Raw genomic sequence first — 13,396 nt, 5'->3', positions numbered from 1 at the left:
TACTGGAGAGGGTAATTTCTATGAAACGTAAATTCGGAGACCGGGCCAACTGGCGCCGGATTACGCGTCGCCATTTTGCCTGCCGCTATGTGGAGAGCCGGGAATTCAGCGGATATATTACGCTTTATACCATCTACGGGCTGAAAGAACCACTGTGGAAGAGCTATGGACGACATACATATCGTATTGCAGATAAAGGTTATTCCTGGCTGCAATATTTTCCGAAAGACAGTCACTATATTGTGACGGCTATGTTCGACGAAAAACAAAATATTGTTCAATGGTACATAGACACCTGTAAGGTGCAAGGCGTCACTGACCAAGGTGTGCCTTGGTTTGACGATTTGTATCTGGACGTGGTAGTACTTTGGAACGGCGAGGTGTTTTTGCTCGATGAGGATGAACTGGAGGAAGCACTGGAGAGGCAAGATATCTCAGAAAGCGATTATAAGCTAGCCTGGGAGACTGCCCATACTATTTTACGTGGCATCGATGCTCATGCTTTCCCTTATTTCTCTCTCTCTTTGAAACATCGTGCCGAATTATTTCATCATGGAGAATTCAGGAGGAAATAAAGATGGAATGGTACGTTTATGGAAGAGACTCTTCCCCGATTCGGATTGTTCCCAAAAAACGCCGGATTTGGTCTAAACGAACGTTGCTTATTGCTTTAATGCTTATTGTTGTAGTTGGATTGTTGTGGTGTGCGTACGCATTGAGGAATATCAATAAAGCCGCAACGACAGATCCTATGCTCAAAGCCGATACAGGGATCATTCTTGGCATGTCGATGTGGGGAGATGAACCTAGCCCGGGATTGAAGGAACGATTGGATTACGGGCTTAAGCTTTATCAAGAGGGGATGTTCTCGCATTTCATAGTTTCTGGAGGTTTGGATAAACCTGATCTTAAATATACCGAAGGTCAAGGCATGCGCAATTATTTAGTAGCTCATGGAGTTCCGGATAGCGCCATTTCTGTTGAAAATAAAGCTACCAGCACTTACGAGAATCTTCTGTATAGCAAAGCCATTATGACAAGTGAGGGATTGTCTTCAGCAATTATTATTACGCATACATATCATGGATGGCGTTCACACGAAATCGCGGACGAGCTCGGTTATGTGAATCCTGAACTGGGACTTACAGAATCCACTGTTCTGTCGATGACAAGGCATAAGTCGCGTGAAATTCTAGCCTATACGAAATGGAAAATCCAGCAGTTGTTCCTGTAATTGTTCCCGAATATCAGAATCTTCTAATAACGCCTCCTATTCCGGAAGAGACTTGATTAGAAAAGCCAGCCCCCAAATGGATTAAACTCTAACTGGGGGCTATTTGTTATTTGTATATCAAAAATAATGGGAGTGTAAAATGATAAAAAAATAAGCGTTTGCTTATGGCTTTTATGTATTTCGGTCATTCTATCCTCGTGTACCATCGTAGAAGATGCGAGAGATAGCAGGGAATCCAATGTCGAAACCCCATTCTTTAAAACAAGTGCATGATGTCATTCAGTTATTGCATATAATGCTCTAACGAGGTGATTACAATGGGTGAAGAAAATTTAAGAAAGATAACCATTAATGATTCCAGAATGAATATAACTTTCAAAAATCAAGACCCAACAAATATTACGAATGAAACATTGGAGAGCGCGCTGGCTCAAAATAATCATTTAGAATCTACAAAAGAAATCCTGCAAGAGCTTCATGAGCTTATCGGTCTTGAAAAGGTGAAGGATCTTATATATGAAATTCATGCGCTTATCCAAGTGGAAAAAATGAGACAAGAACTGGGGTTAAATGTAGTTAATCAGGTTTATCATATGTTGTTTAAAGGCAACCCCGGGACTGGAAAAACAACTGTAGCAAGAATCGTTGCCAAGCTGTTAAAGAATATGGGCATATTAAGTAAAGGTCAATTAATCGAAGTAGAGAGAGCGGATTTAGTGGGGGAATACATAGGGCATACAGCTCAAAAGACCAGAGACCTTGTTAAGAAAGCTATGGGTGGCGTATTATTCATTGACGAGGCTTATAGCTTGGCTAGAGGCGGAGATAAGGATTTTGGGAAAGAGGCAATCGACTGTCTTGTAAAGGTTATGGAGGACAGGAATGATGATCTCATCATTATCTTAGCGGGTTATCCAAATGAAATGGAGATGTTCATGGAGGCTAATACCGGGCTTCCCTCACGTTTTCCAATTCAACTTGATTTTCAGGACTATACAACAGATGAACTGATATTGATTGCACATAAAATGGCAGCTGAAAGAGACTATATAATTACTCCGGAAACAAACGGGAAACTAAAAGAGTTAATCCTTAATGAGAAAATTATTGAAGAAAATTTTAGTAATGCGCGGTATGTACGCAATATCCTCGAGCAGGCAATTCGCCATCAAGCGGTTAGATTAATAAGCAGACATGTCAAAATATCCAAGCAATCTTTGATGGAGATCTTACCGAGAGACCTTGTTCTTCCGGTCGATGATTATCCAAAAGGGGAGAGTATAATCTCTTAAATAAATTGACACCGGCTAAGTTTATACGTGCTTAGTCGGTTTATCTTTTATAAAAGATTGAAGATTATCATAATGAAAATGCTGACAGCATGGGGAGCCGTTCCATTATCAGCCTATATTACCAATGAAACTTATGATAAAATGTTTTGAAGTGCTGTGAATGAACAGTTTCATCTGTATAACATCAGCAAGAAGTGAAAAACTGATTAAATGGTACACAAAGATTCTATTACCGTCATAAGGAGCATGAATAAATGGCAATAACTACGCATGATACAGAAACGGATATTCAAGATCGGGCGATATTGGTCACTCTCGTCACAGATAAAATTAAACGTACCGGTATTGACCCAGAGCTTTCTCTGCAGGAATTAGTACAGTTAGCAGAAACAGCAGGTGTTGAAGTCCTGGATGTGTTGCGTCAGAATAAGGAAACACCGGATTCAAAATGGTTTATCGGGAAAGGTAAGGTAGAAGAGCTCCGCATGGCCGCTGATGGTCTTGGAGCTAATACGGCTATTTTTGATCAGGAATTATCTGGAGCGCAGGTACGGAACCTTGAAGAGTCTTTGGATCTGAAGATTATTGATCGGACGCAGCTCATTTTGGATATTTTTGCTGGGCGGGCCAAAACGAGAGAGGGTATTATTCAAGTAGAGCTGGCACAGCTGTCCTATCTTTTGCCGCGGTTATCCGGTCAAGGCAAAAACTTATCCAGATTAGGCGGGGGTATAGGAACCAGAGGGCCAGGTGAAAGTAAGCTTGAGACCGATCGCCGGCATATTCGCAATCGGATTACGGAGTTGAAACGCCAGTTGGATGAGGTAGTTAAGACCCGTGAGCTGCACCGTGAACGCCGTCGTAAGGCAGGGGCAGTGCAGGTTGCTCTAGTCGGCTACACAAATGCTGGTAAATCGACGCTGCTTAAGCAGCTTACGGATGCGGATGTTTATATTGAAAATCAATTGTTTGCTACGCTTGACCCTACTTCACGTGTGCTTCAGCTAACGGGTGGCAAAGAGGTAGTGCTTACGGATACTGTAGGCTTCATTCAGAATCTTCCGCATGATCTTGTGGCATCTTTCCGCGCAACGCTGGAGGAAGTCAATGAGGCCAATCTGGTGTTGCATGTAGTGGATGCCTCATCTCCAATGCGTGAGGAGCAGATGGAGATTGTGCAAACTATTTTGCAGGACTTAGGGGCAGCCAGCAAACCGCAAATAGTGCTTTTTAATAAAATCGATCTATGTGAGCCTGAGCAACTGGAAATGCTGCCAACCGGCACAGGGTTTTTGAAGATCAGTGCGTTTAACCCTGAGGATTTAACCCGGATTATCGAAATTATCTCTGATGAATTGGCCGGAGATACGCTGAATTTTCGAATTCCTGGAGACCGTGGCGATATTTCTTCCCTGCTTTACAGAGTAGGTGAGGTTCTGGAAACCACCTATGACGAGAACGATGTTATCTATAACGTCCGTCTTAATAAAGAGGATTATGATAAATGGGGTTACATGCTTGCTGATTTTGTGGACCAGCCGTAATCTTCTCTGTTCCCTAAAGTGGAAATGCTTGTTGTATAGGTATAAAATAATAGCTAATGACAAAAAGCGTCAGGCAACTGTCGCTTTCTGTCATTATGATGGCAAGTAAATGTAAGGAGCGAATAAGAACTAATGGCAGTTTTTGCAGAAGATATTTTAGGAGCGGCAGAGTCCGCAGAAGTTGAAATCGAAGGTGCAGTCAAAGCCCTCGATCGAATTGTCGATAAGAATCAATGGAAGGTTATTGAAGCGTTTCAACGTCATCAGGTCAGTGATTATCATTTTGCGGGTTCAACGGGGTATGCTTACAACGACCGTGGACGCGAAGTGCTGGATCTTGTCTATGCTGATGTTTTTGGTGCGGAATCAGCTTTGGTGCGCCCGCATTTTGCTTCAGGAACACATACCATTTCAACAGCCCTCTTTGGTGTGCTGCGACCAGGAGACGAGCTTTTATACATCACAGGTCGTCCGTACGATACCTTACACAAGGTGATTGGCCAAGCAGGAGATGGGACAGGCTCACTCGCAGACTTCGGAATTACATATCGGGAGGTTGCCCTTACCGCAGAGGGTAAGATTGATTGGGAAGAGGTAGCTCTCTCTATCAATGAGAAGACTAAAGTAATTGGAATTCAAAGATCGCGTGGTTATGATTGGCGTGCTTCCTTCACAGTAGCCGAAATAGGTGACATGACAGCGAGAGTGAAGTCATTGAAACCGGATGTTATTGTGTTCGTTGATAATTGCTATGGTGAGTTTACTGAAGAGCTTGAGCCTCCACAGGTTGGAGTGGATCTAGTAGCGGGTTCATTAATTAAAAATCCTGGTGGTGGAATTGCTGAGACGGGTGGATACATCTGTGGGCGCAGAGATCTAGTAGAGCTTACAGCGTACCGTCTTACAGCTCCTGGTATCGGCGGCGAAGTAGGTGCAATGTTAGGAACTACCCGCGGGTTATACCAAGGACTGTTCATGGCTCCGCATACAGTTGGACAAGCCCTTAAAGGCAGTATTTTTGCGGCAGCTGTATTTCAGCGCTGCGGGTTTGAGACGAAACCAGCGTGGAATGAACCTCGTACAGATTTGATTCAGGCGGTTTCCTTTGATGGACCGGATCACTTAATTGCCTTCGTGCAGGGAATTCAACGTGCTGCGGCGGTAGACAGCCATGTAGTTCCAGAACCATGGGATATGCCGGGATATGAACATCCTGTCATCATGGCGGCAGGTACGTTTATACAAGGTGGTAGCTTAGAGTTATCGGCAGATGCGCCTATCCGTGCGCCTTATATCGGCTATATGCAAGGGGGATTAACCTACTCCCATGTCAAATATGGCGTTTTGATGGCACTCCAAAGTATGCGTGATCGAAAATTACTGTCAGAAAATCTTACACACCATTGACACGCTGTATTAGGAAATGTACAATGAGATCAGAAAAAGATCATTGGAAGGTTGGATGAGTCATGGGTGATGAAATCCGCAGAAATATGGCATTATTTCCTATTGGAATTGTAATGAAGTTAACTGATTTATCTGCAAGACAAATTCGTTATTATGAACAGCACAGTCTAATCGTACCTGCACGTACATCTGGGAATCAACGTTTGTTCTCTTTTAATGATGTTGAGCGCCTATTAGAAATTAAGGCCTTGATTGAAAAGGGTGTTAACATTGCTGGCATCAAGCAAGTAATGAACCCAGTCTCTAAGGAATCCGAAGAAGCTACTGTGATTACCCCTGACACAGAGGTTAGACGTAGAGAGCTATCAGATTCGCAGCTTCACCGTTTGCTGAAGCAAGAACTAGTTTCCGGTAAAAGACCGGGACAGGTATCGCTTATTCAAGGTGAGTTATCCCGGTTTTTTAATAAATAATAATATACAGAGTTTTGAAAGGGAGAGGATCACGTGAGCTTTTCTAAAGAGGATATTTTACGCATTGCCAAGGAAGAGAATGTTCGTTTCATTCGTCTGCAATTTACAGATCTGTTAGGTACTATCAAGAATGTAGAGATTCCGGTTAGCCAATTGGAAAAAGCACTCGACAACAAAATGATGTTTGATGGTTCCTCCATTGAGGGTTATGTACGGATTGAAGAATCCGATATGTATCTCTTCCCAGATCTTGATACTTGGGTAATCTTCCCTTGGGTGACTGATAGCCGTGTTGCACGTCTGATTTGTGACGTGTATATGCCTGATGGTACTCCATTTGCTGGAGACCCACGTGGTATCCTGAAGCGTTGTCTGAAGGAAGCCGAAGAAATGGGCTTTACAGCGATGAATGTTGGACCTGAACCTGAATTCTTCTTGTTCAAAACAGACGAAAGAGGTAACCCAACTACAGAATTGAACGACCAAGGTGGTTATTTCGACTTAGCTCCTACGGACTTAGGAGAAAACTGCCGTCGTGAAATCGTATTGACCCTTGAAGAAATGGGCTTTGAAATCGAAGCATCCCACCATGAAGTGGCTTCCGGCCAGCATGAAATTGATTTCAAATATGCTGACGCGATCACTTCTGCTGACCAAATTCAAACCTTTAAGCTCGTTGTGAAGACGGTTGCCCGTCAACACGGCTTGCATGCAACTTTTATGCCTAAACCTTTGTTTGGTATTAACGGATCGGGTATGCACGCTCACCAATCCTTGTTTAATGGCAAAGAAAACATGTTCTACGATGAAAGTGACAAGCTAGGTCTGAGCAAAACTGCACGTTACTATATGGCTGGTATTTTGAAGCACGCTCGTGCTTTTGCAGCGATTACTAACCCAACAGTGAACTCTTACAAACGCCTTGTTCCTGGTTATGAAGCACCTTGTTACGTAGCTTGGTCTGCAAGTAACCGTAGCCCGATGATTCGTATCCCGGCTTCGAGAGGGCTTAGCACACGTGTTGAAGTTCGTAATCCGGACCCGGCAGCTAACCCATACCTCGCACTTGCTGTTATGTTGAAAGCAGGGCTAGACGGAATTAAGCGTAAGCTTGATCTTCCAGCCCCAATTGACCGTAACATCTATGTGATGTCTGAGGAAGAGCGTATTGAAGAAGGCATCCCGAGCTTGCCATCCGATTTGAAAGAAGCGCTAAGCGAAATGATCCGCAGCCATGTAATTACCGAAGCTCTCGGCGAACATGCGCTGGCTCACTTCTACGAGCTGAAAGAAATCGAATGGGATATCTATCGTACTCAGGTTCACGAGTGGGAAAGAAACCAATACATGACTTTGTACTAGAACCTTTAAACCCTTGACGCCTTTGGCGTTGAGGGTTTTTTTGTTTGGGCAAAATAGTGGTTTTGTAACCATCAATGATATGTCTACGAAAAATGCCCGCGAAATGCCCACAAATAGCTGAGGTTAAGGTTATTCGAGGATGTTTTACAGGTGAATATCAAAATTGGCATATTGTTGACTAACAATTTTAACGTGTAAGAAGCTGTTCATTTATCATAAATAATGGGATATGATTTGATATAGAAGAATTAAATGCAGAGACGGAGGAGTGAATTTGGATATAGTTTGGTCAAACTTAATATTAACTTTGATAATTTTCGGGATATTAGTGGTTTTGATTTTTAAAGGTATAAGTTTATTAGTAAGAAGTTATAAATCAAAAAAATAACTCTTCAGACGAGTGTACATAGTCATGACAGACATTGCTTATATTCTCGCATTGCTTTGACTTTTAAAGGATTTATCAAAGAGTGTTGACACAAATCTGAGTTACAGATCATTAAGGATGGCGATTTACAGAACCACCCCGCGGTTGGCTGTGAGTCGCTATTTTATTATTTTTGTATATTCTAAAAGTGTTAAAGTAAAAGTGATTGTAAATTTTTTTCACTTTAATTGATTTATCGTCAACCTTGCTCTTGCTCAGTCCAATTAACCTTATGAAACCGAGAAGAACTAAGATCTCATGGGTCACTTTATGGAATCTGGTGGCATTAATTAAGATAGTAGGTGCCCGAATCGTCCGGGAACAATTTGAATTTCGAGCACAACTCCATAGCTGTCAATAAGAGTGAGTCGATTGAATGAAATTTTTCAATCCGTAGCAATAAAAATGAAGAAAAGATTTGAAGAATAAGAGGACACGTTAGTCATGTGGGTAATAACTATTATAATAATAAGGAGGTGCGTAATGAAAAAAATATTATTAACTACAGCTACTAGTATTCTTCTGTCTGCCTCAATTCTCGGTGCATGTAGTAACAATAAAACAACAAACGAGGCAGAGCCTACAGCGTCAAGTGCAGCGCCTACGCCAGTTGTCGAAGCTACAACCACTCCCGAACCTTCTGCTACTCCTTCTATGGAGGCGCAGGAGTCCGCCAGTCCGGAGGCCACTGATCCTCTAGCATCCGATCGACCAAAGACCAAAGCATTTGGTGAACAGGAGGGAGGGGTCTCAGGGCAAGAAGGTACACTTGGGCAAGGTGATGGATATTCCCTGTATGTTTTTCAGGGTTTCACACTAGACTCACAGTCTGGTCGTTTATCATTAACTGAGGATCCAACCTATTATGCCGAAATTGAACACTTGCCTGCCGGTTACGATCTCACAGCTTTGAAGCAACAGGGACAAACCGAGCTTTCTGCAATTGGTAAAGCAAACGACCATAGCGGGGAACTAATTGAACATCCTCTAGGTTTTGCAGAATTATATCTGCAGGCTACCAGTGATAAGGGGATAGAAGATTATATGGTCTGGAAAAATCAGGCGGGGGAAGCTTTTCTTTTTCGGATACACAATCCTAAGGGTGATTCGTCGAATAACTTTGCACCTTGGGTGATGGTTTCACTGGCAACACTTGAACTTGAAAGGAATTAAGTGTAAACAGAACCGAAGGGGTTGTATGGAGTAGAAGAAGTGTGCCATAACCATAATCAAAAAATGGTTGTTGGCACACTTCTTCTTTTTGGTACCTTACTTCATTTGAACGCCAATTTCCATTTGCTGAGGTTGCAAATTTCGCGTATGAGCCCGCTATAGGACCCAGCAGACCTTATATGAAGCTTTATCCCACATTTTGGATACTAAAGGACCCCATAGTCGCTATTGGCATTAAAAACACTCAATATGAGCCTCATTCTTAGGAATAACGTCACTGGAGTCCGAAACCATGCTCCAAAGGCTGAAAATAAGCAAATAGCGTCATCTGGGTCCGAAAGTCATGGCGCGTAGCAGAGGAATTTAATGTTAAAATATCTTATATATAGATAACTAATTCTTACCTGCGAAGGAGTAAGTTCATGCAAATTTTTATTTACATAGGCTTGGGATTTTTTATAATTTCAGGTATATGTGTTGGAGCCTTCACGACAGGTACACAACAAAGAGGTAACTTTTATTCGGAATCCAAGCGAGACCGTAAAGCTAAAAACAAAGTAGCGAATGGGTCTGCTTTAGGTGGTCTTATTTCATTAGCTATAGCTGGGATTCTTTATTTGTTTTAATTGAACGCAAAATTTAAGGAGGAGGAATGTTGCAGATGGTGAAGATTTTTAATGAAAATACGGTCTCATTTACTCAAAAACAGTCCCCGATCCCAGAGTTTGCTTGGCATACGAGTGAAAGATTAGCTGAAATGGTGGGCTCCAAGCATTTAGTTTTTGATATCAGATCTTTAGATTCTGATAAATATTCTTTTCCTTATCATTTTCATAGAAATGCTGAAGAGATATTTGTGATTTTAGCGGGAAAAGCGATGTTAAGAACACCCGAGGGTTTTACGGAGGTTACGGAAGGGGATGTAATATTTTTTGAAATGGGACCGGAAGGGGCGCACCAGCTTTATAATCATACGGATGCACCATGCAGGTATCTGGATCTCCGAACGAATCAGGGAATAGATGTTTGCGAATATCCAGACTCAGGCAAAATCAACATTTTGCCTTATCAAGAAATCTATCAAGCGGATGAACAGGCGGATTATTATAAGGGTGAAGAGCATGTAAGGGAAAAATGGAATGGGGGAGCGTAATTGATTAAAGATCGTTGGTTTACAGTAACGGAAATTGATCCGACCACCTATGCAATCAGTGAATATGGACATTGGGAAAAGGTGCATTCTTTTTTACTCTTGGGGCAAAAACAAGCCGCGTTAATTGATACGGGATTAGGTATTGATAATATAAAAAGAATAACGGATCAGTTAACGGATTTACCTATCGCTGTCATAACTACACATGTGCATGCAGATCATATTGGCAGTCACGGACAATTCGAGACAATCTATGTTCATAAAGAGGATGAGGATTGGCTAATTAACGGAATAAAAGGCTTGTCCCTTGCCCAGATTCGAAAGGATATGAGTCGAGACATCACCCTTCCTGTTCCTGAAACCTTTGATCCTAACACCTACATACCTTTTCAAGGGAAACCAACGGCTCTTTTACAAGAGGGGGATGTGCTCGACATAGGTGGGCGCGAAATAGAAATTTACCACACACCAGGTCATTCGCCAGGTCATATCAGCCTATTTGATCATGCCAACGGATATCTGTTTACAGGTGATTTATTGTATGACGTTACGCCAATCTATGCTTTTTACCCTTCGACTAGTCCGGCTGATTTAGTGGCATCCTTAGAGAAGATTACAGAAATTCCAGGGGTTACCCAAGTATACGGCTCTCATAATACGCTGGGTTTAGATCCATCTATTTTGCAAGGGGTCAAAAAGGCAGTTCGTGAGTTGCGTGAGCAAAAGGTAGTGGCACATGGTACGGGTATTCACCAGTTTGATGGGTTCAGTGTGCAATTTTAGTTCTTTCAATGTCGAAAACAAATGAGAGGTATGGCGATAACAACTTAATTATTCAGATACGATTGACCTGAAGAGTGCATGCAATTGTTGTACTTGGGAGTAAGCTTCCTTGTACTGGTTGTCGGATTGTCGAATAGGCAATAAACCCGGCAAGAAGGAAATACAATACACAGGCGTTTCTTTGCTGTTCATATATATTTTAAGCGTGAGTTCTTCTATCACATTAGCTTCTTCATCAGGTTCCTTAAGGACGTTAATATCTGCACTAGTTGCAGTTGTTTTGCTGTTTTGTTGTCTTTTGGAGACTTTTGAAAGGGTAAGTGCGTTAACCACAATCTCGGATCCCATTACATTATCGAAAGAGTATAGCTTTGCTACTGCTTTTTTGTTGTTCTTCGGATTTCTGGTGCCTATTGCTAATTTTTTATTAGGTTCGTTAAGTGCGATCAAGTGAGATTGATTGGGGGGAATGAATGTTTTGGTGAAAATGATGTTAAAGGATGCAGCCGCATTAACTAGCATAGAAATATCAGATGAAGTGGATAGCGTTTTCAATTTTATAATGGCGGCACTTAGAATTAAAACAACTCCTAAAATAGCAAATAAGTACACTAAGATAATCAGCATATAATCACCTCCCAGTTATCTCATTAGACTCAAATTGTTGCTTATTGAAAGATATGCCTGAATGATCCCCACTAGTATCTTTTAAAAGGGAAATTCGTGGAATTATAGGATCGGCTTCGGAATTAGCCCAAAAAAAGCACCCGGAGAAACCTGCCGATTCTGCAAATGGCGCAAAATTGGGGGTTGCTGCAAGGGTGCTTTTTAAGGTAAGTATGTAACCTATAGAAAATTGAAGGCAGTGATATGATCGGTATAAACAATCAGCTGTTTGTATTCGATCGGAGTCCCATAACTAGCATAAGGTCTTACAGTAACGTCATTGAGGACAACAAAGTTATAGCTGAAATTTTTATCAGGGTGTTCTGCTCCCAAATAAGATATGTATTCGTCTACTATTACATCATCCATCAAAGATTTTAAATCAAATACATCCTCTTTGTTGGAGACGGCTGGAGAGACGATTCCCTGAATGCTGCCAAAAGAGGTGAGCAAATTCACTTTTTTTCCACTAGCTTGTTCATCATTTAAAAGTAAACCGGACAGCTTACCCAGTGCATCGACTTTAAAATCGACGAGGGTTCTAATTTTTGAGTTATTCAAAACTAAACACATCCTTTTCAATTTGCAATCCTGTTAACAATATTCGACATATAATCACCAAACTCCTAGTATGCTAATGAAAAAATACTTACTTATGTAATGACCCCCATTCTGTATATGGTGATTTGGGGGCTGTGACGTCCTCAGCGAATTCAATTCCTTATCGTTACTCGTGTTCCTATAGGGACGATAGCTGCGAGTGTTAACACATCCTCGTTGTACATCCGGATACAGCCGTGGGATACCTCTTTCCCAATGGAGGAAGGATCATTCGTTCCATGAATCCCGTAGTGTGGTTTAGACAGTCCCATCCAAAAGGCACCAAAGGGACCGCCTGGATTGGGTTGTTTGTTAATAATCGTGAATTCTCCCACTGGGGATTGGGTTAACATCTTACCAATACCGACAGGGAAACCTCTAATCACAATATCATTGTCCAGAAGATATAACATTCGTTGGGTCAGATCTACAATAATTCGGTAATTTGGCATTATGCACAACACTCCTTTCTAATTAGGATATGAGCAGAACGCCTAAACGGTTATTCATAGAAAATGCCCATTTTAGCGAACGAGAACAAATGTTCGTTAGTGGTTGAGAAAGCAAAATACACAGAAAAAAGGCTGTTCCGCATTTGCGGAACAGCCTTTTATGGTAGGAGTGCATACTTAGTGGATATCTCGAAACAATCCGATGACTCTTCCGAGAATAGTTACGCGATTAAGGCGAAGAGGCTCATAAGCTGGATTCTCCGGCTGAAGCCGTATATGATCACGTTCCTTGTAAAAGGTCTTAACGGTTGCTTCATCTTCTTCAGTCATGGCTACAACGATATCTCCGTTGTCCGCTGTTTGTTGTTGGCGAACAATTACATAATCACCATTCATAATGCCAGCATCCACCATACTATCACCCATAACTGACAGCATAAATACTTTGTTGTCACCTACATAGTGAGTAGGAAGTGGGAAGTAGTCCTCGATATTCTCTGTAGCAGTGATAGGTACCCCGGCGGTAACTTTACCTACGACAGGAATCCGTGAGATGGTCTGGGCGAATTGGTGAACATTCTCTGAATCCTCTTGGCCTAGTAATTCTATTGCACGTGGCTTCGTTGGATCTCGACGAATAAGTCCCTTCTTCTCAAGCCGGTCCAAATGACCGTGAACTGTGGAGCTGGAAGCAAGGCCAACAGCTTCTCCAATTTCCCGGACGGAAGGTGGATAACCCTTGCTGCGGACTTCGCTTCGTATAAATTCCAGGATCGCCAGCTGGCGACTTGAAATCTTTGACATTGGAATCAACCCCATATAGTAATGTT

General features: G+C 42.0%; 15 protein-coding genes. 11 read left to right on the top strand and 4 right to left on the bottom strand.

Features of this window, described 5'->3' with window-relative positions; genetic code table 11:
* Positions 1-20: 20 nt before the first annotated feature.
* The 11 genes from MKX34_RS18125 to MKX34_RS18075 all read left to right on the top strand — a co-directional run bounded on the left by MKX34_RS18125 (position 21) and on the right by MKX34_RS18075 (position 10,848).
* Entirely contained in the window at positions 21-575 is a 555-nt protein-coding gene (locus MKX34_RS18125; protein ID WP_036687739.1) for a DUF402 domain-containing protein, read from the top strand.
* 2 nt (positions 576-577) lie between these two features.
* Positions 578-1,234, top strand: a complete 657-nt coding sequence (locus tag MKX34_RS18120) for a YdcF family protein (protein ID WP_036687738.1) — start codon at positions 578-580, stop codon at positions 1,232-1,234.
* 317 nt (positions 1,235-1,551) lie between these two features.
* Entirely contained in the window at positions 1,552-2,526 is a 975-nt protein-coding gene (locus MKX34_RS18115) for an AAA family ATPase (RefSeq protein ID WP_036687736.1), read from the top strand.
* A 254-nt stretch (positions 2,527-2,780) separates the two neighbouring features.
* The gene (gene hflX / locus MKX34_RS18110) at positions 2,781-4,070 is read left to right on the top strand and encodes a GTPase HflX (RefSeq protein WP_036687733.1); all 1,290 of its coding nucleotides are present in this window, start codon (positions 2,781-2,783) and stop codon (positions 4,068-4,070) included.
* A gap of 132 nt (positions 4,071-4,202) precedes the next feature.
* Positions 4,203-5,477 (top strand): methionine gamma-lyase family protein, encoded by a 1,275-nt coding sequence (locus MKX34_RS18105; RefSeq protein ID WP_076103957.1) that lies wholly within the window; start codon positions 4,203-4,205, stop codon positions 5,475-5,477.
* Positions 5,478-5,539: 62 nt separating this feature from the next.
* The gene (locus MKX34_RS18100; protein WP_019910684.1) at positions 5,540-5,950 is read left to right on the top strand and encodes a MerR family transcriptional regulator; all 411 of its coding nucleotides are present in this window, start codon (positions 5,540-5,542) and stop codon (positions 5,948-5,950) included.
* Between the two features lie 33 nt (positions 5,951-5,983).
* Positions 5,984-7,312, top strand: a complete 1,329-nt coding sequence (glnA, locus tag MKX34_RS18095; protein ID WP_036687730.1) for a type I glutamate--ammonia ligase — start codon at positions 5,984-5,986, stop codon at positions 7,310-7,312.
* A 910-nt stretch (positions 7,313-8,222) separates the two neighbouring features.
* Positions 8,223-8,912 carry a hypothetical protein gene (locus MKX34_RS18090; RefSeq protein ID WP_052097089.1) on the top strand — a complete coding sequence of 230 codons (690 nt, stop codon included), beginning with the start codon at positions 8,223-8,225 and terminating at the stop codon, positions 8,910-8,912.
* Between the two features lie 422 nt (positions 8,913-9,334).
* Complete coding sequence (locus tag MKX34_RS18085; RefSeq protein WP_076296508.1) at positions 9,335-9,538, top strand: DUF5316 domain-containing protein; 204 nt, start codon at positions 9,335-9,337, stop codon at positions 9,536-9,538.
* 35 nt (positions 9,539-9,573) lie between these two features.
* Complete coding sequence (locus MKX34_RS18080; RefSeq protein ID WP_076273287.1) at positions 9,574-10,065, top strand: cupin domain-containing protein; 492 nt, start codon at positions 9,574-9,576, stop codon at positions 10,063-10,065.
* Entirely contained in the window at positions 10,066-10,848 is a 783-nt protein-coding gene (locus MKX34_RS18075) for an MBL fold metallo-hydrolase (RefSeq protein ID WP_076296509.1), read from the top strand.
* 48 nt (positions 10,849-10,896) lie between these two features.
* Here the strand turns inward: MKX34_RS18075 and MKX34_RS18070 are convergent, their stop codons facing one another.
* The 4 genes from MKX34_RS18070 to lexA form a co-directional block, all read right to left on the bottom strand.
* Positions 10,897-11,475, bottom strand: a complete 579-nt coding sequence (locus MKX34_RS18070; RefSeq protein WP_076223831.1) for a hypothetical protein — start codon at positions 11,473-11,475, stop codon at positions 10,897-10,899.
* 219 nt (positions 11,476-11,694) lie between these two features.
* On the bottom strand, positions 11,695-12,075 hold the full coding sequence (locus MKX34_RS18065) for a hypothetical protein (protein ID WP_038571576.1): 381 nt from the start codon (positions 12,073-12,075) through the stop codon (positions 11,695-11,697).
* A 152-nt stretch (positions 12,076-12,227) separates the two neighbouring features.
* A complete protein-coding gene (locus tag MKX34_RS18060; RefSeq protein ID WP_036687722.1) occupies positions 12,228-12,566 on the bottom strand; it encodes a L,D-transpeptidase in 339 nt (112 codons plus the stop codon).
* 177 nt (positions 12,567-12,743) lie between these two features.
* Entirely contained in the window at positions 12,744-13,370 is a 627-nt protein-coding gene (lexA, locus tag MKX34_RS18055; protein WP_036687720.1) for a transcriptional repressor LexA, read from the bottom strand.
* Between the last annotated feature and the right edge of the window lie 26 nt (positions 13,371-13,396).

This window comes from Paenibacillus sp. FSL R5-0636 (assembly GCF_037974255.1).
Classification (GTDB): Bacteria; Bacillota; Bacilli; order Paenibacillales; family Paenibacillaceae; genus Paenibacillus_AQ; species Paenibacillus_AQ odorifer.
This window is presented reverse-complemented; position numbering and strand designations above follow the sequence as displayed.